The sequence below is a fragment of the Priestia sp. YIM B13490 genome (assembly GCF_042787735.1).
Classification (GTDB): Bacteria; Bacillota; Bacilli; order Bacillales; family Bacillaceae_H; genus Priestia; species Priestia megaterium.
The window spans coordinates 774,249-796,147 of the sequence record NZ_JBHZOT010000002.1 but is presented as its reverse complement, the minus strand read 5'-3'; the positions used below and the strand labels follow the sequence as shown (position 1 = coordinate 796,147).

General features: G+C 38.1%; 22 protein-coding genes and 1 tRNA gene. 12 read left to right on the top strand and 11 right to left on the bottom strand.

Annotated features, from left to right (window positions below; translation table 11 throughout):
- Nucleotides 1–113: 113 nt before the first annotated feature.
- Entirely contained in the window at nt 114–2,432 is a 2,319-nt protein-coding gene (locus ACFX4R_RS09350; RefSeq protein ID WP_377569414.1) for an ATP-dependent helicase, read from the bottom strand.
- Nucleotides 2,433–2,810: 378 nt separating this feature from the next.
- On the opposite strand from ACFX4R_RS09350, the gene ACFX4R_RS09345 reads away from it, so the two are divergent.
- Nucleotides 2,811–3,062 carry a hypothetical protein gene (locus tag ACFX4R_RS09345; protein WP_377569412.1) on the top strand — a complete coding sequence of 84 codons (252 nt, stop codon included), beginning with the start codon at nt 2,811–2,813 and terminating at the stop codon, nt 3,060–3,062.
- Between the two features lie 75 nt (nt 3,063–3,137).
- On the opposite strand, the gene ACFX4R_RS09340 is transcribed toward ACFX4R_RS09345, so the two are convergent.
- The 5 genes from ACFX4R_RS09340 to ACFX4R_RS09320 all read right to left on the bottom strand — a co-directional run bounded on the left by ACFX4R_RS09340 (nt 3,138) and on the right by ACFX4R_RS09320 (nt 6,214).
- Nucleotides 3,138–3,815, bottom strand: coding sequence for a DUF421 domain-containing protein (locus ACFX4R_RS09340; RefSeq protein ID WP_013081784.1), 678 nt, complete (start codon nt 3,813–3,815; stop codon nt 3,138–3,140).
- An 89-nt stretch (nt 3,816–3,904) separates the two neighbouring features.
- Nucleotides 3,905–4,339: a GNAT family N-acetyltransferase gene (locus ACFX4R_RS09335; protein WP_043980433.1), complete on the bottom strand. Its 435-nt coding sequence runs from the start codon at nt 4,337–4,339 to the stop codon at nt 3,905–3,907.
- 5 nt (nt 4,340–4,344) lie between these two features.
- Nucleotides 4,345–4,857 carry a YjcG family protein gene (locus ACFX4R_RS09330; protein ID WP_013081786.1) on the bottom strand — a complete coding sequence of 171 codons (513 nt, stop codon included), beginning with the start codon at nt 4,855–4,857 and terminating at the stop codon, nt 4,345–4,347.
- 82 nt (nt 4,858–4,939) lie between these two features.
- Nucleotides 4,940–5,665: an alpha/beta hydrolase gene (locus tag ACFX4R_RS09325; protein ID WP_013055456.1), complete on the bottom strand. Its 726-nt coding sequence runs from the start codon at nt 5,663–5,665 to the stop codon at nt 4,940–4,942.
- A gap of 162 nt (nt 5,666–5,827) precedes the next feature.
- Nucleotides 5,828–6,214 (bottom strand): hypothetical protein, encoded by a 387-nt coding sequence (locus ACFX4R_RS09320; protein ID WP_029324785.1) that lies wholly within the window; start codon nt 6,212–6,214, stop codon nt 5,828–5,830.
- 173 nt (nt 6,215–6,387) lie between these two features.
- Between ACFX4R_RS09320 and ACFX4R_RS09315 the strand changes: the two genes are divergently transcribed.
- Nucleotides 6,388–6,924 carry a phosphatidylglycerophosphatase A family protein gene (locus tag ACFX4R_RS09315; RefSeq protein ID WP_377569410.1) on the top strand — a complete coding sequence of 179 codons (537 nt, stop codon included), beginning with the start codon at nt 6,388–6,390 and terminating at the stop codon, nt 6,922–6,924.
- Nucleotides 6,925–7,049: 125 nt separating this feature from the next.
- Here the strand turns inward: ACFX4R_RS09315 and ACFX4R_RS09310 are convergent, their stop codons facing one another.
- The gene (locus tag ACFX4R_RS09310; protein WP_025749861.1) at nt 7,050–7,529 is read right to left on the bottom strand and encodes a GNAT family N-acetyltransferase; all 480 of its coding nucleotides are present in this window, start codon (nt 7,527–7,529) and stop codon (nt 7,050–7,052) included.
- A 169-nt stretch (nt 7,530–7,698) separates the two neighbouring features.
- Complete coding sequence (locus ACFX4R_RS09305; protein WP_013055460.1) at nt 7,699–8,544, bottom strand: MurR/RpiR family transcriptional regulator; 846 nt, start codon at nt 8,542–8,544, stop codon at nt 7,699–7,701.
- A gap of 150 nt (nt 8,545–8,694) precedes the next feature.
- On the opposite strand from ACFX4R_RS09305, the gene gnd reads away from it, so the two are divergent.
- From gnd to ACFX4R_RS09280, 5 genes are all read left to right on the top strand, one after another.
- A complete protein-coding gene (gene gnd / locus ACFX4R_RS09300; protein ID WP_043980423.1) occupies nt 8,695–9,594 on the top strand; it encodes a phosphogluconate dehydrogenase (NAD(+)-dependent, decarboxylating) in 900 nt (299 codons plus the stop codon).
- 25 nt (nt 9,595–9,619) lie between these two features.
- Entirely contained in the window at nt 9,620–11,161 is a 1,542-nt protein-coding gene (gntK, locus tag ACFX4R_RS09295) for a gluconokinase (protein WP_043980421.1), read from the top strand.
- A gap of 278 nt (nt 11,162–11,439) precedes the next feature.
- Nucleotides 11,440–12,966 (top strand): NCS1 family nucleobase:cation symporter-1, encoded by a 1,527-nt coding sequence (locus ACFX4R_RS09290; protein WP_043980420.1) that lies wholly within the window; start codon nt 11,440–11,442, stop codon nt 12,964–12,966.
- Between the two features lie 270 nt (nt 12,967–13,236).
- Entirely contained in the window at nt 13,237–14,565 is a 1,329-nt protein-coding gene (locus tag ACFX4R_RS09285) for a GntT/GntP/DsdX family permease (protein ID WP_013081793.1), read from the top strand.
- A gap of 154 nt (nt 14,566–14,719) precedes the next feature.
- A complete protein-coding gene (locus ACFX4R_RS09280; protein WP_028407502.1) occupies nt 14,720–15,331 on the top strand; it encodes a DUF1349 domain-containing protein in 612 nt (203 codons plus the stop codon).
- A 38-nt stretch (nt 15,332–15,369) separates the two neighbouring features.
- Here the strand turns inward: ACFX4R_RS09280 and ACFX4R_RS09275 are convergent, their stop codons facing one another.
- On the bottom strand, nt 15,370–15,990 hold the full coding sequence (locus ACFX4R_RS09275) for a YitT family protein (protein WP_162213633.1): 621 nt from the start codon (nt 15,988–15,990) through the stop codon (nt 15,370–15,372).
- 172 nt (nt 15,991–16,162) lie between these two features.
- On the opposite strand from ACFX4R_RS09275, the gene ACFX4R_RS09270 reads away from it, so the two are divergent.
- Nucleotides 16,163–16,612: an Lrp/AsnC family transcriptional regulator gene (locus ACFX4R_RS09270; protein ID WP_013055467.1), complete on the top strand. Its 450-nt coding sequence runs from the start codon at nt 16,163–16,165 to the stop codon at nt 16,610–16,612.
- Nucleotides 16,613–16,639: 27 nt separating this feature from the next.
- Here ACFX4R_RS09270 and ACFX4R_RS09265 read toward each other — a convergent pair whose 3' ends face one another.
- On the bottom strand, nt 16,640–17,395 hold the full coding sequence (locus ACFX4R_RS09265; protein ID WP_377569407.1) for an arylamine N-acetyltransferase family protein: 756 nt from the start codon (nt 17,393–17,395) through the stop codon (nt 16,640–16,642).
- 264 nt (nt 17,396–17,659) lie between these two features.
- Between ACFX4R_RS09265 and ACFX4R_RS09260 the strand changes: the two genes are divergently transcribed.
- The 4 genes from ACFX4R_RS09260 to ACFX4R_RS09245 all read left to right on the top strand — a co-directional run bounded on the left by ACFX4R_RS09260 (nt 17,660) and on the right by ACFX4R_RS09245 (nt 20,301).
- Nucleotides 17,660–17,731, top strand: a tRNA-Val gene (locus ACFX4R_RS09260).
- Nucleotides 17,732–17,899: 168 nt separating this feature from the next.
- Complete coding sequence (locus ACFX4R_RS09255) at nt 17,900–19,345, top strand: DEAD/DEAH box helicase (protein WP_322551735.1); 1,446 nt, start codon at nt 17,900–17,902, stop codon at nt 19,343–19,345.
- Nucleotides 19,346–19,409: 64 nt separating this feature from the next.
- A complete protein-coding gene (locus tag ACFX4R_RS09250) occupies nt 19,410–20,039 on the top strand; it encodes a copper homeostasis protein CutC (RefSeq protein WP_377569405.1) in 630 nt (209 codons plus the stop codon).
- A 127-nt stretch (nt 20,040–20,166) separates the two neighbouring features.
- Nucleotides 20,167–20,301 (top strand): hypothetical protein, encoded by a 135-nt coding sequence (locus tag ACFX4R_RS09245; RefSeq protein ID WP_377569403.1) that lies wholly within the window; start codon nt 20,167–20,169, stop codon nt 20,299–20,301.
- A 72-nt stretch (nt 20,302–20,373) separates the two neighbouring features.
- Here ACFX4R_RS09245 and ACFX4R_RS09240 read toward each other — a convergent pair whose 3' ends face one another.
- Entirely contained in the window at nt 20,374–21,765 is a 1,392-nt protein-coding gene (locus ACFX4R_RS09240; RefSeq protein ID WP_323618430.1) for an amino acid permease, read from the bottom strand.
- Between the last annotated feature and the right edge of the window lie 134 nt (nt 21,766–21,899).

The following is a 21,899-nucleotide window of genomic DNA, read 5'->3' as shown; positions in this document are numbered from 1 at the left end:
AGTAGCACCTGCGTTCACCGCGATTATAAAAAACACGAACTATTTATCTGTTTATGATAGATAGTTCGTGTTGCAATTTAATGAAACTACTTTTGTCCCAGCCTGTTTTTCCTTTACACTTTTTTTATAAACGACTTCAGGAATCTTGAAGGATAAGCGGTTTTACCTCTTCTAGTTTGCGGAACAGATAAGTAAAGTGAATTCTGTGCACGCGTCATGGCTACATATAAAAGGCGGCGTTCTTCTTGAAGCGGCACATCATCTCCGCCTCGATAAGCTTCGAGTGCATAATCATGAGGCAATCCGCCATCTACGCTGCTCAGTACGTATACATGCTTATATTCAAGACCCTTTGCTCGATGAATTGTGGTTAGTTGAATACTTTCATTAAATTGCTTGCTTAAAGCTTTCATCTCTGTGTTCATGGCAATCATATGATCCACATGCTCTAACAGTTCAGGTACGGTTTTAAATTTACGTGCTACAACTTTTAAATCCCGCACGTCATCCGAACCTTTTTCCATCATATTTCCTTCATTTCCGCGTTTTTTGACAAAATCATCGAATCCCATATCTTTAGAAATTGTCTCAAGTGCCAAAGAAGGAGACATTGATTTTAGCGACTTGAATAAAGGAATTACTTTCTTGAGCTTTTTTTGCTGAAACGGTTTTAAATCTTGAAGATATTCAAGTGCATCAATAAATGTACCATCATGAAGAATACTTGCTGCTTTTAAGTCATTGACTGCTGTTTTCTTTAAAAAGAGTGCGTTTACTAAATCTTGTAGCGAACTTGCGTCATTTGGATTCACGCTCAAGCGTAGAAATGAAAGTAAACTTCGAACCATTCGTCTTTTATAAAAAGAATCCGCATCTTGTTCGATTGAAAATGGCAGGTTTGACTGCGATAAACGTTCAAAGATGGCGCGTGAAGAAGCGTGAGTTCGGTACAAGACCGCGAATTCAGTTGGAGAAGCCCCTTGCTTAATTTTTTCTTTCATATCCGTTACAATCATTGTTGCTTCTTCTTCTTCGTCGTATGGAAAGAAGAATGTAGGTCGCAACTCATTATCAAACTGGGCAGCCATTTCTTTTTGTCGGCGCGCTGTATTTCGTGCAATGACTTTATTCGCAGAAGAAACGATGGCATGAGCTGAACGATAATTTTGGTTTAACGTAATAACAGTTGTATTAGCAAAATCTTTTTCAAAGTTTAAAATGAACGAAGGGTCGCTTCCGCGGAAAGCGTAAATTGATTGATCATCATCTCCTACGACACACAAGTTTTTAGAGTCTTCACTTAGCATTTTCATAATTTTATATTGAACTTTATTGATATCTTGAAATTCGTCAATTAAAAAATAGCGAAACCTTTTTTGATAACGGGTTAGTAAATCGGGATTTTGTTTTAGCATTTCATAACATCCATACAGCATGTCATCAAAATCGAATAGCTGTTTTTGCTTTTTGACTTCTTCATAACGACGATATAAAAAGTGCACATCTTGTTCCCATTTGTCCTTTGGGCGAATATCTTTCACGCCAACAAGCGTGTTTTTCCAATAGCCGATTTGCTGAAGTGCCTGATCAAACGGAAAATCTTTTTCATCCACGTGGAGCTCTCTTGCTGCTTCTTTCACAATCTGTTCTTTTTGCCAATCCCATTTTAGCAGGCGGTCCATTTGCCACGCTTGAGGATTATGATGAACAATCATACGTAAGAAAATGCTGTGAAAAGTTCCAACTAGCATTTGACGAAGATGTAAGCCGGACATCTTTGGGTATGTAGCCAATCGTTCTTTCATTTCTTTAGCTGATTTAGCCGTGAAAGTCACCAGCATAATGGATTTTGGATCAATTTGTTTTTCTTGTATCATATATGCGGTGCGAGCTGTTAATACACGCGTTTTTCCGCTGCCTGCACCGGCTAGAATAAGGAGCGGTCCTTCTGAATGTGTAACAGCTTTCCATTGGTTCGAATCTAATTCAATACCGCTCTCTTTAAATTCATTTAAATAAGGAGAGTCAGAGTGTTTAGGGACAGGTGGTTTTAAGCGAAAAGCAGGAACACTTGAAAAAGGTGCGGAAGACCTCCATGTTGCTTTCTCTTTTACAGTTGAACTTTTCTCGCCAATAGCTCGTCCTTTAGGAATACGAAATCCATTGGTTTCTCTGTATTCAGCCGGAGTTTCTTTTATTTGTTGCACAGCTGTTGTTTCTGATAGTATGTCTGAACACTCTTCTCTTTCATGGGGAACTTGAGCATGATAAAAGTAAGGAGAATGCTCAATCCCCAGATATAATTTAACTGGTTCTCCGCAGTGAGCACACGTTATTTCTCCTCGGAGACTAGCTTCATATAAATATTGAAATCGGTCTCTAGCCGTTATAGCAAGATTAAGTATATGATTTTGATAAAGTGCACGTTGCAAAAAACATGGCCTCCTTTTTAAAACATGAATAATCAATAGTAAATAAGAGGGAGTTAAAGCAAGAAGCCGCTCTCGTTCTACATCGATATAGATGTGTGTATACGCACAGTTTTTGTTTTATAGTCAAAGTCTATCATATCAAAATCACCTTTTTTTAAAAAGAGCACGGATATTTTTGGAGGGATAGGATGTAAAAAAGGGTATATATTGAATAAGACATCACATATGTTCAAAAAAGGCGGTATAGATACAAGGTGCCATCTGTTTTGAGCAAGTCTAAAGTAGAGGATTTAAGTAAGCTGTTTCAATGTCGATACTTCTTGAGAAAAATACTGAGGTCTGGGAGTAGAAGGTATCTTGAAAAAGAGGAGGGTTCATATGGGATATATACTGCCCGTCACGCCTTATCAATCTATTCAATATCCAAATCGCCTTCAAAAAAATAATGCTTCTTTTTCAAATCGTATTTGGCCTATTGAGAAAAAAAGCTTTGACGAAGAGTTTGAATCGCGTTCTCACTTACTGGAATTGACGCCAAGTTCAGTACAAAAGCGAAAAAAGCTTCAAGCAGCAGAACGTGTATACAGCAAGCTAACAAATAAGGGCCTAGTGATTAATACACGTGTCTAATACAAAAAATCGTGAGCGCAGCAGAATGAATGCGCTCACGATTTTTTAACAAAGTAATGAACAAGTAAAAACATCTTAGTAAGATTCAATAAAAAGAGTACTGCCCTGCTGCCATTCAGCATAAAGCACCTGTTTATAATCGGTAAATCCTTGTTTTTTCAACTGTGTCTTTAACCAGTCTTCATCAAAGCCTGACTGAATCAAGTTTTTCAAAAGCAAACGTCCATCACTGACGAAGGCGATAGATAAAACGGGTTCAGAAGGAGGCAGCTGTAGATCGCTTCTTGTCGGCTTAGCATAATCAGATTTTGGCAATACGCTTAGTGATCCATCTGTTTCTAAAATCGCATATTCAACTTCCCGAATGGAAAATATGTCTTTTGAACGAAGCATATGAAGAAGCTGGTCGATATCCAATCGATTTTTGCTAAGTTCTTTGTACGAAATTTTCCCTTTTCGAATAATAATAGATGGCCGTCCTTCTAAAAACAAACGCAGGCGAATATTTTTTTGAGTAATAACTTCGGTGACATAAATAAGCGCTCCCCAAAAGATAACAGCAAATAAAATTTTGCCTATTCCTACTTCTGAGTCATATAGCGCATTTCCTACTAACTCTCCTAATACAAGAGCAGAGATAAAATCAAAAGTGGTAAGCTGAGTGATCGTCGCTCTGCCTAAAAATTTAGTTAAAATAAACAGGCAGATAAATCCGATAAAGAGTTCTAATGCAATTCCGATAAGTTCATCCATATTTTCACCTAATTCACATGATTAGGTATTAGTATAAGCAAAGCAAAGGTTCTTATCCTTTAAAAAAGCAAAAACACCAGGTTCAATTCCTAGTGTTTTTTACTTAGTTTCTTTACCATCTCTACATGTGGAATTCCAGCATCCATAAATTCACCTGAAACCGTTACGTAGCCTAGCTTTTTATAAAATCCTTCCGCATGCGTTTGAGCATGCAGCTTAATCTTTTCAATCTCATGCTCTGCTGCGACCTCTTCTAACTTATCCATCAAAAGCTTTCCTACACCGTCTTTTCGATAAGAAGAAAGAACGCAGATTCGTTCTGCTTTTCCATAGTCCTCTACCATACGGAAACGTCCTGCCCCAATTGGTGCAGTTCCTTTGTATACAACTAAATGCAGGGCTTCGGTATCGTATTCATCGATTTCTTGCTCTACATCAACCTGCTGTTCTTCTACAAATACTTTTTGACGTACGAAGTAAGCATCAGAATGATCTTGTTTGTTCGTTAGTACTTTGATGTTCACGTATCTTATCCCTTTCCAAGACGAAATGTTTCAAACACAGTCCATGTTTCATTTTCAAGCTGGTACATTAAGTGAAAGCGATCCACTGTTTCTTCATGAGCGACATCTACAAGCTTCAACTGGCTATACACATCTAAGTGCTCATCATCTGAAAGGCGTTGACCAATTGTAATATGTGGAATAAATGAATATTCAGTTGGCTGTTCGAGATTGCCTTCATGAAGTTTATTGTAAAGTGACGTCAGTTCTTGCTTTTGTTCCACTTTTAAGTAAATAACGTTATTGGCTGGTGAAAATGAGCTTACTTTCGTTACATTTAATGTAAATGGATTTGTTTCTTCGGCAATTTTACGCAAGTTAGCCGCAATTTCATCAATTTGGTCTTCTGTAGCTTCAAAGACTTCTTTTAATGTAAGATGAGGCGGAATTAATGAATAGTGAGAATCATAGCGCTTTCGATAAGAATTCGCTACATCTTGCAATTTTTTAGATGGAAAAAGTACAACGCCAAATTTCATAAAAAATCCCTCCAAAGTAAGATCATAAAATATGTATAAAGCGAGCTTATTATAACAAATTTTCAAAAAATATGATATCTTTCTACTTCAACATGTATTGAAGCGACCGCTTTACGTCTTTTTGCCAGTATTTCCACGTATGATTTCCATTAAATTCTTCGTAGAAAACAGAATATCCACGCTGCTTCATTTGTTCGTGCAACAGGCGGTTAGGTTCAATAAAATTCAATATACCATCTTGCGTTGTTTTGACAGCCGTTTCTTCAGTTCCAATAACATGATACAAATCCAGAAGTGAAGGAGAAGCAAATGAGTTGACCGTTTGTAATACAGCATCGTTCACGAAAGGAGAATGCATAATTACTTTCCCGAACGTGTGAGGATAAGCAATGGCCGTCAGCAGTGAAACTGTAGCAGCAAGCGAATCACCAATTAGAACACGTGATTTTCCCATTTGATATGTAGGATATGTTTTATCCAAAAATGGCACAAGTTCATGTGCTAAAAAGCGAATGTAAGCATCTACTTGATTTCCTTCTGGATGATACTTATCGCGTCTGTCTTCCACGCTTTTATATGGAATTCCAACAAAAATAGTACGATCGATTTCCGACTCGTTCATTAAATCATCAATTAAACGAGGTGTCCGTCCGTACATAACATAATCTTTTCCGTCTTGGGCAATAAGTAAGGAATACTTATAGAGCGTAGAATAGTTTGACGGCAAATAGACTAGTAACGTGACATCTTCTTGCAGTGCGTCACTATAAAAAGAAATTTCTTCTAACTTCCGCTTACTTTCTGACATGAATAATCGACTCCTATGCATTTGAATGAAAGCGTTACCTTTATTGTAACACATTTTCTAATAACCGTTCTTTATTTTATTGTAACGAATTTTTTAGCGAATGACGAGAAAGAGGCATGCGTCATTAAAAAAGCGCTTCAGAATCGACTGAAGCGCTTTTGATTAATCTAATTTTTTCATTTTTTTAAACATAGCTTTTTCTGCTTGGCTGGCTTTTTCTAGCGGCTTCTTCGTATATTCTTCTTCTTTTTCATCAATCGAAACCAATTCTGTGTCATTTTTTACATAACTTCGGATATTGCGAGCACCGAAATAGCCGTTTACATCTTCTAAAATAGGCTTGTTTTCTTTTTGATCATAAAGAGTATATGAATTCTCTTCCTTAACGATAGCGTAGTGATTCCCTGCTAGAAGAGCTACGGCTTCTTTTTCGCTTTTTCCAAAAGTAGACATGAGAAACAGAACGATTAAGACGATAAAGAAAAGGGCTGTTGCGCCAATGAAAAATAATAATAAGCCTCTGCTAAATTTACTTTGTTTTTCTTCCACAGTAGACAAACCTCCTGATTAGATAATTTTATTATAGCAAGTAAATGTAATGAGCGCCTAAAGAGATATGTGACGAGTTTATGAATTCAGGTGGATGAAACAAAAAAGGTTTTTAGCGCCTCTCATCGAATTTAATATAAAGAGAGACAACAACTTGAAAAGGAGAGAGAGACATGACAGCGAAAAAAATCCCAACGAGCAAAGAAGTAGCAAAGGCAACATTTGGTTTGCTAGAAGAGCGTGGCGTAACAGTTTTAGATATTGCTGAAATTGTGTATGATTTACAGCTTCCTTATCATCCAGCTCTAACCATTCAGGAATGCGCTGAGAGCGTAGAGAGAGTACTGCAAAAGAGAGAAATTCAGCATGCGCTTCTAGTTGGAATCGAACTTGATAAGTTAGCTGAGCAAAATAAATTATCAGAACCTCTTCAAAGCATTGTAGAACAAGACGAAGGGTTGTTTGGTGTTGACGAAACGATTGCTTTAGGTGCCGTTTTAACCTATGGCAGTATCGCTGTTACGACCTTTGGCTATTTAGATAAAGTAAAAGTAGGCATTATTGAAAAGCTGGACTGTAAAAAAGAAAAAGGAGTTAATACCTTTTTAGATGATTTAGTAGCGAGCGTGGCTTCTAGTGCGGCAAGTCGTTTAGCTCACCGTCAGCGTGATGAACAAGAACAGCTGCAAGAAGGCAATCCGGCTACGTAATAAATTTCTTTTAGTATGTATATAAGCTGCGTAAATTAACACGCCGAAATGATTTAGTCTTTTATTTAAATAACGGAGACTAGGCACGTATCACCTGCGTGTCTAGTCTCCGTTAATGGAACGATTTATGGCTGTAGTGAAGTAGTCATAAGGTAGCTTAAGTTTTTCAGCCCAAGACTTTCATAAAAAGCACGTGCTTTCTCGTTAAATGCCCATACGGTAAGCTGGAGGTCATTTGCTCCTTTTTGTACAGCCCACTGTTTCGTAGCAGAAAAAAGACTTTTTCCTACGCCATAATTTTGAAAGCCTTTCTTAACGCCAAAATATTGGATGTAAGCTGTGTAGGAAAGAGGAGCTAATGTAGTGGGAGGGTTATATTTTAATTCAACAACAGACGCCCCAATAATTTGATTTCGATATTGAGCTACAAGAATATCAATGGTTGCATAATAAAGAGTAGCTTGATATTGTTCCGGAGATAAAACAGCCATCTGATTATCAAACATAGAAGGAAGCGCATTTGCGTGGAGTTCTAGTGATTCCCCTAATATTTTATTTACTTCTGTATAATCATCGAGTTTTGCAGTGCGATAGATAATCTCCATACACACTTCACCTACTTTTTAAAAGTTGTGCTTTATCATATGTAGCAACTTAAAAAATGTTAAATGAGAATTAAAACTTGAAAATTTTAAGCGAAGAACTGCACTAAACAGAGCATATATTCTATGCTCTGTTTGATGTTATAGTTGAAGAATATATAAGAGCGAAACGTTAAATTCTAGTTTCAGCAATGGCATCGCGTACTTTTTCAAGCGAGTGTTTAGAGGCATCTTTATTCGCAATCATTACATTAACGTACAAAGCATCAATGAGGCTTAGCTGTCCAATTCTCGAGGCAAGAGCTTCAGATCGATATTCTGTTTCTTCTGAACTCGTATAAAGAGAAACATCGACATTTTGGCTTAATGGAGATTTTGGAAAACCCGTAATACCGATCGTTTTGGCACCGTTCGCTTTTGCTGTATTTAAAATGTTCATTGTGTCTTTATTTGTTCCAGAATGAGAAATCACTACCGCTACATCCTGTTTTGTTAATTGAGAAGCGGACATAAGCTGGAAGTGGGAATCAATAAATGCAAACGTTTTAATTCCTGTTCGAACAAATTTATGAAAAGCATCCATAGCCACTACGGAAGAACCGCCCGTGCCATAAAACTGAACTTTATCCGCCTTCATAAGAAGTTTGACGGCTTTTTCAATAGCGTTGCTTTCTAGTATTTGTAATGTATTTTCAAGCGTTCGTACATTGGAGCGAAAGATTTTTTCAGCAATCGTTTTTTCATTATCCGTTTCAGCAATTTCCTCGTGAATCTGCTGAATAGGCGTCATAATTTCAGCAGCCAGCGCTATTTTCATCGCTTGATAGCCCTTGAAGCCAATTCGTTTACAAAAGCGAAAGACTGTTGCATCAGCTACATTTAAATCGTCTGCCACTTCGTTAATGGTACTGTGAATAATTTGTTCCGGCTGTTCTAAAATATAATTTGCTATTTTTTTCTCTTTTTCACTGAATCTAGCATAGTGAGAACGAATTTTTCCTAAGCAATTTTGCGTCATAACTGATGTTCCTTTCCACGAATTTAGTAGTAAAAAGAGTATAGCATAAAAATATGAGTGAAAAAAATTTTCTTGTAAACGATTGCAAAATGAAAAATAATTCGTATAATGGAGGTAATGTGAAATTTTTTTTCAAAAGGAGTTTGTAAAATGAAAATTGGATTAATCGGTTTAGGAAAAATGGGATATAATTTATCATTAAATTTAATGGACAACCATCATGAAGTAGTAGCTTATGATGTAAATAAAGAAGCGGTAGAAAAACTTGCAAATGAAGGAGCAACTGGCGCCTTTACTGTTGAAGAGTTAGTTAATGAACTTCCTCCTTCACCTAAAGTTGTATGGATTATGGTTCCGGCTGGAGAAGTAACGGAAAATGTTATTACAGAACTAAAAGAACTTCTGTCAGAAGGAGATATTATAATAGATGGAGGAAACTCTAATTATAAAGAATCTGTTCGACGTGCGCAGGATCTTCAGGAAAAAGGTATTTACTTCTTTGATGTAGGGACAAGCGGCGGAATGGAAGGGGCAAGAAACGGAGCGTGTACAATGATCGGTGGAGATGCGGAAGTATTCCGTACAATTGAACCGATTTTTAATGATATTTGCGTAGAAAATGGATTTATGTACGCAGGTAAAAGCGGAAGCGGTCACTTTTTAAAAATGGTTCACAATGGTGTAGAATATGGAATGATGCAATCCATTGCTGAAGGATTTGAAGTCCTGGAAAAAAGTCAGTTTGATTTCGACTATGAAGCCGTAGCACGCGTTTGGAATAACGGATCTGTTGTTCGTTCTTGGTTGATGGAACTAACGGAAAATGCGTTTTCAAAAGATCCTAAACTAGACAGTATTAAAGGAGTCATGCAGTCTTCTGGCGAAGGGAAATGGACCGTAGAGACTGCTCTTGATCTTCAAACGGCAACTCCTGTTATTGCTTTATCGCTAATGATGCGCTATCGTTCATTAGAGGAAGATACATTTACAGGAAAAGTTGTAGCAGCACTTCGAAACGAATTCGGCGGCCACGGTGTTGTAAATAAGTAAAGTAGTAAAGTAGGGGGACAGCAGCATGAGCAAAAAATATGCAATAGGTGTAGATATCGGAACAACGAGTACAAAGTCTGTATTGTTTTCAGTAGACGGTACAGTCATTGCAAATCATGGGATTGAGTATCCATTATACTCGCCGACGCCCGCGATGGCTGAGCAAGATCCTGAAGAAATTTTTCAAGCAGTTGTACGTACAATTCAAACGGTTGTAAAAACGAGTGATGTAAAACCTGAGGATATTTTATGCGTTTCATTCAGCTCAGCTATGCACAGTGTTATTGCCGTTGATCAGCAGGGAAAGCCGCTGACAAAATGTATCACGTGGGCGGATAATAGAAGTGCAGAATGGACGGAAAAAATTAAAAATGAATACAATGGTCATGAGATTTATTTGCGTACGGGTACGCCTATTCATCCGATGTCGCCGCTTTCCAAGCTAACATGGCTATCTAATGAACAGCCTGAACTAGTGAAGGGAACACATAAATTTATTTCGATTAAAGAATATGTATTCTTTAAGTTGTTTAACGAATATGTTATCGACTATTCGATTGCATCAGCAACGGGTTTGTTTAATCTGAAAAATCTTGCGTGGGATGAAGAAGCACTTAAAGTAGCAGGTGTTACAACCGATCAGTTATCCACTCCTGTTTCAACAATGCATCAGTTAAAAGGGCTAAACCCAGCGCTTGCAGTTGACATGCACTTACTTCCAGATACGCCCTTTATTGTAGGTGCAAGTGACGGTGTATTATCAAATTTAGGCGTAAATGCAATTGAACCAGGCGTTGTGGCTGTGACAATCGGGACAAGCGGAGCTATTCGAGCAGTGACTGACAAGCCAGTAGTCGATCCGAAAGGTCGTATTTTCTGTTATGCGTTGACAGAAGACCACTGGGTAATTGGCGGCCCTGTAAATAACGGCGGTATGATTTTCAGATGGGCTCGCGATCAGTTTGGAGCGTCGGAAGTAGAAACAGCTAAACGCCTTGGAAAAGATCCGTATGAAGTATTAACGGATATTGCAGCTTTAGTGAAACCGGGAGCGGACGGCTTATTGTTTCACCCATACCTTTCAGGAGAGCGTGCGCCGCTTTGGGATGCAAATGCTAAAGGTTCATTCTTTGGCCTAGGTTTGCATCATAAAAAAGAACATATGATTCGTGCTGTATTAGAAGGCGTTATCTTTAACTTGTATACGGTATTATTGGCACTTGAAGAGTTAATTGGAGAGCCTACAAAAATTCAGGCAACAGGCGGATTTGCACGTTCCGCACTTTGGCGTCAAATGATGGCAGATATTTTTAACCAAGAAGTATCCGTGCCGGAAAGTTTTGAAAGTTCATGTCTAGGAGCAGTTATCCTTGGCTTATATAGCCTTGGCGAAGTTGACTCATTGAACGTTGTTTCTGATATGGTTGGAGCGACTAATCATCATTATCCAATCAAAGAAAACAGTGAAGTATATAAAGAGTTAACGACTATCTATATTCGTTTGGCTCGCTTATTTAAAGAAGAATACGAAAGCATTACGGCTTTTCAAAAAAAATATGTACATTAAGTTCACAAATCATCGCTTGAAGTTTTCAAGCGATGATTTTTTGTGTGTTAGGTTATCTAACAACCAAAAGAGTTGACACTACACAATATATAAAAGTTCCCTCAAATAATGTTACAATTTGTCCAGTGTATCCCCGTTTCTCATTAAATATAATAAGGGATAACGTTAGTATTTATCACATACCAGAAGGAATCGTCACAAACGCCTTTATATTTCAGAAAATTCAAATAAAATTTGTTTTTTGAAATGAACTTATTTTATGAAAAGGGGTTTTATGGATGAAAACACAAATTGAGCAAGATGGAATTGTGACGCTCACAGATGAGACGCACAATCAGCTGAGCGGCAGTGACCTTTGGAATGAGGATTTACGTCCGACTACGATGAAAGAGCATTCTTGGAAAGGAGTTAACTTTGCCACGCTTTGGATTGGGATGTGTCTGTGTATTCCAGCTTACACAATGGCGAGTGGAATGATGACGCTTGGAATGAACTGGTGGCAAGCAATTGGTACAATCTTTTTAGGAAATGTTATTGTTCTTATTCCTATTTTGCTTAATTCTCACGCTGGAACCAAGTTTGGCATTCCTTATCCAGTATTTGCCCGCCTGTGGTTTGGAGATAAAGGAGCACATATCCCAGCACTGGCTAGGGCCATCGTGGCTGCTGGGTGGTTTGGAATTAATACATGGATTGGAACGGAAGCAATTGATACACTTCTAAGCGCTTCGTTTTCGTCTTGGAATGGTTTAACTGGTCATACAGCTATTGTATTTGCTCTTTTTTGGCTTTTAAATGTAGGAGTGGCATATAAAGGTCCGCAAGCGATTAAAGTATTAGGAGCGATTGCTGCTCCGGTTATTGGTATTTCGGCTATTATTCTTTTTATATGGGCTTATACAAACTCGGGAGGGTGGGGCCCCATTTTATCTACGCCTTCTAAATTTACATCAACAGGAGAATTTCTAGCCGTATTTTTCCCAGCTTTAACGGGGGTTATTGCCTTTTGGGCGACGCTCGCTTTGAACATTCCAGATTTCTGTCGATATGCTAGAAGTCAGAAATCTCAAATGGTTGCGCAAACCTTTTCCTTGCCATTGACGATGAGTATTTTTTCATTTATTGGAATTGCCGTTACTTCAGCAACAATCGTTATATTTGGAGAAGCTATTTGGGATCCAGTGGCCTTAGTAGCTAAATTCCCTCCGTTTATCATTTTCTTAGGAACAATCGTTATCGTGCTTTCTTCTTTAACGATTAATGTGGGAGCAAATATCGTCGCACCAGCCCGTGCAATTGAGAATCTGAATCCAAAGAAAATCACGTTTGCGATGGGGGCGCTAGTGACCGGTATTTTTGCTATTCTACTTCAGCCATGGTACATCATGTCTAATTTCGGGAACTATATTTTCGGCTGGCTTGGAACATACGGAGCGCTGCTTGGCCCTATAGACGGCATCGCCATTGCTGACTACTGGCTTGTAAGAAGGAGACAGATGGCATTAAAGGATTTATATGAGGTAAACGGTCGCTACAGTTATTCAACAGGTTTTAATAAAAACGGCATTTATGCATTAGTAATTGGCGTGGCCATACCCGTTTTAGGCTTACTGATTCCTGGACTGCGCTTTTTATGGGATAATGCCTGGACATTTGGTCTATTCATTTCTATCATCGCTTACACGTATCTCATGAGAGGAGATAAAAGTGTATTAGCGCCGGGGGAATATGAAGAAATAACGTTAAAAACAAGCGAAAAAACGATTATCGACAGTCAAACGGCGGATCCAACCATCACCAAATAAATAAGATGAATCCAATCATTAACATGATTGGATTTTTTTATGTGTTAAAACTGTATGGAAGAAAATTGATAAAATTTTTTTGAGTTTTTTTGTTGATTTAAGAATTTTTTTTTCATATAATTTAAGTAATAAAAAAATGAAATCGTTTTCTAAAATAATTAATGTAAACGATTTCGATAATTGAAACTTATTTTTAAAAAAATTCACAGGATGTAGAGCTTTTTTGCTACATAGAGAAAGCGTTTACTTAAAGGGAAGGTGGAAAGCAAGATGGATGCATACTTATTAGCTATTACAGTTGCCGCAATTGTTATTGTTATTGTAGGTGTTTCAGTTTTTAAATGGCATGCGTTTATTAGTTTAACGGTTGCGAGTTTGTTTTTGGCAATTGCTTCTGGGTTATCAATGGATAAAATTGTTGGCGCTTACGAAACGGGAGTGGGCGGTGTTTTAGGCCACTTAGTAGGAATTTTAGCGCTGGGAACAATTTTAGGTAAGCTGATGGCCGATTCAGGTGCCGGCATGCAGGTAGCGGATTATTTCGTAAGAATATTCGGTGTGAAAAGACTGCCATGGGCGATGCTAGTAGCAGGTTTCATTATTGGTATTCCTGTTTTCTTCGAAGTAGGAATTTTAATTCTACTGCCTTTAGTTATTTCCATTCATAAAACAACAAAACAAAATATATTATTGATTGCTCTGCCGGTTATTGCGGGATTATCAATTGTTCACGGTCTCGTTCCTCCTCATCCAGGTGCGATGGCAGCTATTAGTATTTACGGAGCAAATACGGGGAAAGTGCTTTTATATGCATTAATCATTTCAATTCCAGCTGCAGTTATCGCTGGACCGGTTTTTGCAAAATGGGTTCACAAACGAGTGATTCCAGAAGGAGAACCTGATCTAATTCGTATTACGACAACATCAAAAGATCTTCCTGGTACAGGCGTTTCATTTTTTGTCATTTTACTGCCCGTTCTATTAATGGTCTTAGCAGCTATAGCACCTGTTATTAACGGATTGCCAAGCGGCGTAGTGAAGTTTGTAGAATTAATAGGAAGTCCATTAATTGCACTTTTAATTGCTTGTTTTGCAGCGTTTTACCTGCTTGGAAAACGTCAAGGTATGACAAAAGATGTGATTAAAAAACTAACGGAAGAATGTTTGCTTCCTGTAGGATCTATTGTCTTAATTATTGGTGCAGGGGGCGGCTTCAAACAAGTATTAATCGATAGCGGAGTAGGTACAACGATTGGTCAAATGTCTGAACATCTATCTCTATCACCACTTGTACTTGCATTTTTAATTGCTGGATTAATCCGTATTGCTACAGGTTCAGCAACAGTTGCATTAACAACAGCGGCTGGTATTGTCTCACCAATCATTGAGCATATGTCCGGTGTTAACTTAGAACTGCTTGTTATCGTTACGGGTGCGGGTTCACTAATGTTCTCTCACGTTAATGATGCTGGCTTCTGGATGGTGAAGGAGTATTTAGGATTAACAGTGAAAGAAACGTTCAAAACATGGACCGTTCTGGAAACGCTTCTATCCTTTATTGCTTTTGCAGGAGCACTTATTCTAAATGCATTAATTTAAAAATAAGACTCTTTTACTCTATGTAAAAGAGTCTTATTTTTTTATGAAAGAAAAGAATTTGCAAGAAAAATAATCAAAATATTTTATTTATTCGTTAAATTATGGCAAAATGGAAATAGAAGAATAATAGCTTCTAAGAAGGGAATGACAGAGAGTGAGTAATCAACTAGTATTTTTCACAAACTTTTCAGAAGGAAAATTAGATTCAGACGTTTCTTGGTATTGTCCACCAGCTCAATTTCAAATTGATACAGAAACGAATCGATTAGTGATTAAAACAGACGCTAAAACGGATTTTTGGCAGCGTACTCATTATGGCTTTGAAGCGGACAATGGACACTTTCTTTACCGTGAAGTAGAAGGCGACTTTGAAATCATGACAAAGGTGCATACATATCCAGTTAATCGCTACGATCAAGCAGGTCTCATGATTCGTGTATCAAAAGATACGTGGATCAAAACGTCAGTTGAATACAATCCCGATGGTCCTAACCAATTAGGAGCAGTCGTAACCAACCAGGGCTTCTCAGATTGGTCCAGTCAAAATTTCACTCAAAACAAATCAGCGCTTTATTTTAAAATTCAGCGCAAAAACGATGATTACACCGTTTGTTATTCAAGTGATGGAGATTCTTGGACTCAGCTCCGACTCGCTCACTTATTGAACTCAACCAAAGAACCTGTTCAAGTTGGTATTTATGCTTGTAGTCCTCAAGGAGAAGGGTATGAAGCCCAATTTGATTTTATAAAAGTAGAAAAAATGTAAATAAAAACCACGATTTAGCCACAGCTAAATCGTGGTTTTTATTTAGAAAGCGCATTATCTAAAGGCTGTGTGACAGAAGCGGATGTCGGTTGATTGTGTAAAGCAATTTTTTGCTTGAAGTAGCTGATGACAAAACCTGTAATCGCAATGGATATAACAGAGAAAATTCCTTTTGAAATTCCAATTGAATACATGCTCGACAGCACGACAAGGAAATCAAATGAAAAATTCACTTTTCCAGGATCCCAGCCAAATTTTCGCTGTGCGAATAACGCTAGAATATTAGCACCGCCGAGAGAAGCTCCGTTCATAAATAAAATGGATAAGCCAAGGCCGGCAATTAGTCCGCCCGTAACAGCACCCATCAGGCTGGGAAGTGTAAAAGAAGGAAGCAAGTGATCGAGTGAAGTGAGAAGCGATAGCAAAGACACTGATCCTATAGTTGTGGCGGTAAATTTCCATCCCATTTGAAAGAAGGAAAAGAGATAAAAAGGAATATTAATGAGAAAAAAGATTACCGCAAACGATAAGGGAAGGGCATATGACAAGCTAAGGGACAGACCAGCTGTTCCCCCCGTCACTACGTGAGAGTGCCGCAAGATAAGAACACCAATACTTGCAATCGTACATCCAAGAATAATCCATAAAACTTTTCGCATAAATAAACCCCTTTGTTTGTTTTTTCGGAATTTTCATTTTCAATTATCTACTTTAATGATAGGATATTAAATAAAGAAAACACATGTATAAATGAAGGAAATAATACTTGTTCTTTTATCAACTTGAATAAAGATTTTATTTATTATATTCATTTTGAAAGGAAAGGTTTGGATGGATCAAATCGATGCACAACTATTGTCTATTTTGCAAAGGGACGGACGTATGACGATTAGTGATTTATCAAAAAAGCTGGCTCTTAGCCGTCCAAGCGTATCAGAAAGACTGCAGCGTCTTCAGGAACGAGGAGTGATCCAGCGTTTTAGCGCTACGGTGTCTCCGAAAGCTTTAGGAAGAGATACACAGCTGTTTATTCAAGTAAGCGAATTAAAAAGAAAACCGGAGGAATTTGAAGACTTTATTGAGCAAAATGAAGACGTGCTTGAATGTCATCGCGTAACGGGGCCGGTTTCTTACTTTATCAAAGCAGCCGTGTCTGGAATGGATGGACTTAGAATGCTAGTGGATGAACTGATTCCTTATGGAAATGTGAATACCTCAATTATTTTAAAGTCGCCTGTAGAAAACAGGATGATTACTCCTGTACAAAAACCGGCCCCATAAGAGGCCGGTTTTCTGTGTAAGGAGATATTAATAAAATCCTTTAATAATATAAAAATGATTTTGTAAAATATCAGGTATTTCTTCTTCTGAAACGTTCCTTTTCGTCTTTTTTTCGCCGTCTGTTACAGTTACCGTTTCGCCAGAGAGGGTAATGCGCCCTGTAGGGGTTGCGATCGTAACAAGACGTTTGTGTACAAACGGAGAATCCGCTGACGTTTGATTGAACTCACACATGGGAGTAAAGTCAGTCAGTTTCTTAGGAAGCGTAGACACACGGTACAGCGTTTTCCATACATCATCTTCCCATCGCTGCAAATCATACATATGCTCAGCAACGTTTGTCATACGATAAGAGCCGCTTACATCTCTTACTACTTCGCCATTTAAAGGCATTGGCTTGCGCACAGAATCTCCAAATCCAACGTCTACGATGTAAGGCTGATTTTCAATCGTCACAAGGTTTGTAGCGTGACTTCCTTCAATGGTCCATGTGCCGTCGGGTTTTTTGACGGTAGCTGAAACGTAAGAGACTTCATATCCGCTTTCTTTTAACAGCCAGCCAAATAGACCGTTTAATTCGTAGCAAAATCCTCCCCGCAAATTTACGATTACTTTTTGAAAAATTCGTTCTAAATCAATTATGATAGGGGTTTGAGACAGAACATCTAAGTTCTCAAAAGGAACATGAAGCATGTGTTTGTTCTGTAAAGCAGCTAAGCTTTCATACGTTGGGCTATCCGGTTTCGTAGCTAAAAACCGACTAAAATAATAATTAATATTCATCAAATGCACCTCTTAGTAAATCATTTCTCTCTGTCTTTAGCAGAACGTTCATGTAACAGCGCTTTTTCGATTGTCTCTTTGGAAGCGAATCCTTGAAGTACAAGGCTGTCAATTTTTAAAGTTGGTACTTTCATCCCGTCACGCTCCTTTATGGCATGTTTTTATTTTATCAAAAGTAAAGACGATCCTTCCAACTTGGGAACTGCGGAAAAATAGTTGACAAAATTGGATAACTCTTTCTATAATATAGTCAATACATATCACGAGCGATTAGTTCAGTGGGAGAATACATCCTTGACAGGGATGGGGTCGGGGGTTCGAATCCCTCATCGCTCATACCAAAGCCGTTTTCTTATTAATAAGAGAGCGGCTTTTCTCTTTTGTTTGACAAATCAATGCTATATTAAATCTTGAGCGCATATAGAAGAATTAAAGTATAATGAAACATAGTGCATCAGGTCATGATAAAGATAATCACTAATTTAAAATAAATGAGGGTACAAAATGAATCAAAGAAGTTTTAGTCAATATGGTCTTAGTGACAAGGTAGCTAAGGCGCTTTCTAGCCTGCAATACAATCATCCCACGGAAGTACAAAGCAAGGTGCTTCCCATCGCGCTAGAAGAAAGAGATGTTGTCGTGAAGTCTCAAACAGGAAGTGGAAAAACGGCTTCCTTTGGCATTCCACTGTGTGAATTAGTTAATTGGGAAGAAAATAAGCCCCAGGCCTTAGTGTTAACACCTACACGAGAGCTGGCCGCGCAGGTAAAAGAAGATATTACAAATATCGGCCGTTTTAAGCGAATTAAAGCAGCAGCTGTCTACGGAAAATCACCGTTTGCCAAGCAAAAAGTAGAACTAAAGCAAAAAACACATATTGTTGTAGGTACGCCTGGACGAGTGCTTGATCATATAGAAAAAGAAACGCTTGCATTAGAGAAAATTCGTTATTTGGTTATTGATGAAGCAGATGAAATGCTAAATATGGGTTTTATTGACCAAGTAGAAGCAATTATTCAACATCTTCCTAGTGAGCGTATAACGATGCTTTTCTCCGCTACGCTTCCTGAAGATATTGAAGAGCTTTCTCGCAAGTATATGAAAAAGCCGGTTGATGTTGAAATCAAAGCGAATGGATTAACGACAAGTACGATTGACCATTCTGTTATAACAGTAGAGAACGAACGTAAATTTGAACTGCTGAAAGACGTAACCACAGTAGAAAACCCGGACAGCTGCATCATTTTTTGCCGCACGCAAGAGCAGGTAAATACGCTGTTAGATGATTTAGATGATCTTGGGTATCCTTGTGATAAAATTCACGGGGCAATGGTGCAAGAAGACCGTTTTGAGGTTATGAATGATTTCAAAAAAGGTAAATTCCGCTATTTAGTGGCGACAGATGTAGCTGCGAGAGGAATTGATATTGATAATATCACACACGTTATTAACTATGACCTTCCGTTAGAAAAAGAAAGCTACGTTCACCGTACAGGAAGAACGGGACGTGCCGGTAAAAAAGGGAAGGCTATCACATTTGTAACGCCTTATGAAGAGAGAATGCTATCGGAAATTGAAGAATATATCGGTTTTTCAATTCCAACATCTACTCCTCCTTCTAAAGAAGAAGTACAGCAGGCAGCATCCGCTTTTACTGAAAAAATCAATGAGCGTCCAGAAGTTAAAAAGGATAAAAGCGAGTCATTAAATAAAGACATTATGAAGCTGTATTTTAACGGAGGAAAGAAAAAGAAAATTAGAGCGGTTGATTTTGTGGGAACAATTGCGAAATTAGACGGAGTAACCGCGGACGATATTGGAATTATTACGATCCAAGAAAATGTCTCTTATGTAGAGATTTTGAATGGAAAAGGTCCAAAAGTGTTACAAGCAATGAAAAACAAAACGATTAAAGGAAAGAAATTAAAAGTTCATAAAGCGATTAAATAGCAGAAGGAAGTCCATCTTTTTAAAGATGGGCTTTATTTATAGAGCCAATAAAGGAGTTGAGAGTATGAAGTACATAAAAGAAGCGTGTGCAGAAGGGTATGAGCAGTCAAAAAAAGCAGAAAAGCTAGGAGCAGACCGCATTGAATTGTGTGACAATCTCAGTCAAGGAGGCACCACGCCAAGTTACGGCACCATTGAATATGCAAGCGAACATCTTGATACAGATATCAACGTGATTATTCGCCCAAGAAGCGGTGATTTTATATATTCTGAAGCAGAATTTCAAATTATGAAAAAAGACGTTAAAGCATGTAAAGACCTTGGAGTAAACGGAGTAGTATTTGGCATTTTAACAGAAGAAGCTGAAATCGATTACGGACGCACTAAAGAGTTAATAGCAGAAGCTCATCCTTTAAGCGTTACGTTTCATATGGCATTTGATGAGATTAAAGATAAATACAAAGCCATTGATATACTTAGTGAATTGGGAGCAGACCGTATTTTGACCAAAGGAGGGAAAGGATCTGCTTTGCAAAATCTTCATATGATCCGAGAATTGATCACATATGCTAACGACCGTATTATTATTTTGCCCGGCGGAGGAATTCATGAAAGCAACGCAGAGGCGGTTATAAAAGAAACAAAAGCAGCTGAATTACACGGAACAAAAATTGTAGGAGATTTATCTCGTTAAATAAAAAGAGGCTGGGACAAAAGCATTTTAATCCAAGTGAAAAACGAACCATTAATCAATATGTTTGATTCGGGGTTCGTTTTTTTGATGGTGAATATAGTTTCATCTGTTTCGTTCCTTCTAGCAGGTGATTGGAGGGCAATGCGAAGACTCCTGCGGGAACAGCGAAACAGATGAGACCCCGCAGGAGTACAAGGGACGAGGAGGCTCAGCGCCCGCCCGCGGAAAGCGAAGCCTTGCATGGAAATCAACTGCGGTGTAATAAGCAGTCCAGCTCATCTATCTCATTTGTTCATCTTTAGGTTGAATTCATTTAGTTATGTCTCAACCTCTTTTATTTTGATGTATTTCCTTTTGCTGCTAAGCCGCTCGTCATTTTGGTACGCTGAAAGAAAAAAGAACCTACGACGAGTACAGCAATTAAAAGAGTTAAGAAGAACTGAGAACGTAATGAATCAATAAATGCCATGGCTATAAAAATACTAGTGATGGCAAGGATTGTAGCGTAAGTTAAGTAAGGAAATAACCACATTTTAATTTTTAATGCTTCAGGATTTTCTTTTTCATATTTTTTTCGCATTTTAATCTGTGAAAATGCAATAACTAGATACACAAGAAGCGCTACGCCACCTGATGCATTCACTAAAAACAAAAAGATTTTGTCCGGTGAAATGTAGTTAAAGATAACGCTAATGTACGAGATAACTGTACAAGCTAATATGGCGCTAACCGGCACGCCTTTTTTATTTAATTTTGAAAAATTTTTTGGTGCATCGCCGTTTTGAGACATGGAAAACAGCATGCGAGAACTTGTATACAGACCAGAATTCAGACAGGAAAGAACGGCTGTTAAAATAATAAAGTTCATAATTTGAGCTGCGGCCGGTACATTCACTAATTCAAGAATAGATACAAATGGGCTTTTCATTAGGCTTGATGAATTCCAGGGAAGAACCGTTACTAAAATAAAAATAGAGCCTAAATAGAAAAACAAAATGCGATAAATAACGGTATTGGTCGCGATGGTAATGGCTTTTTCAGGCTGAGACGATTCACCTGCTGCGGTTGCGACAATTTCTGTTCCCATAAAAGAGAACATGACAAGAGCAATGCCTAAAAACACAGAGCTAATTCCATTTGGTAAAAATCCGCCTTTGTGCAAAAGGTTGGAAGTGCCGGGAGAATCAATGCCTGGAATGAATCCACAAATAATAGCTATACCTAAAAGTAAAAAAAGAACGATACTGACGACTTTAATGAGGGAAAACCAATATTCAAATTCTCCGAAAGATTTAACCGAGTACAGATTGGTCATCGTTAATAAAAAAGTAAGAGCCAGGCTTACTCCCCAAGACGGCAAAGACGGGAACCAGTATTGAATAATATTTGCACCTGCAATGGCTTCAACAGCAATAACGATAACCCAGAAAAACCAGTAAAGCCAGCCAATCGTGTAGCCGGCCCAAGGGCCTAATGCCTCTTTTGCATAAGTAGAAAAAGAACCGCTGGAAGGATTGGCAGTAGACATTTCGCCAAGCATTCGCATGACTAAAATAACGAGCAAACCAGCAAATGCGTACGAAAAAATAGATCCCGGTCCAGCGGTGTTAATGAGTGATCCGCTTCCGATAAATAATCCAGCACCGATAATTCCTCCAAGAGAAATCATGGTGATATGCCGGATCTTTAACTCTTTTTTTAACTGTGGCTGTGGATGGCTGTTCATTTGTAACCTCCTATATAAACTGAATTTTTAGTTAATATGGAGAATTATAGTATGTTGTAAGACGTATGGACAGGATGTTGTTAGAGGTTCTTTCATACAAAAAGCGGATATGAATTGTTGCATTCATATCCGGC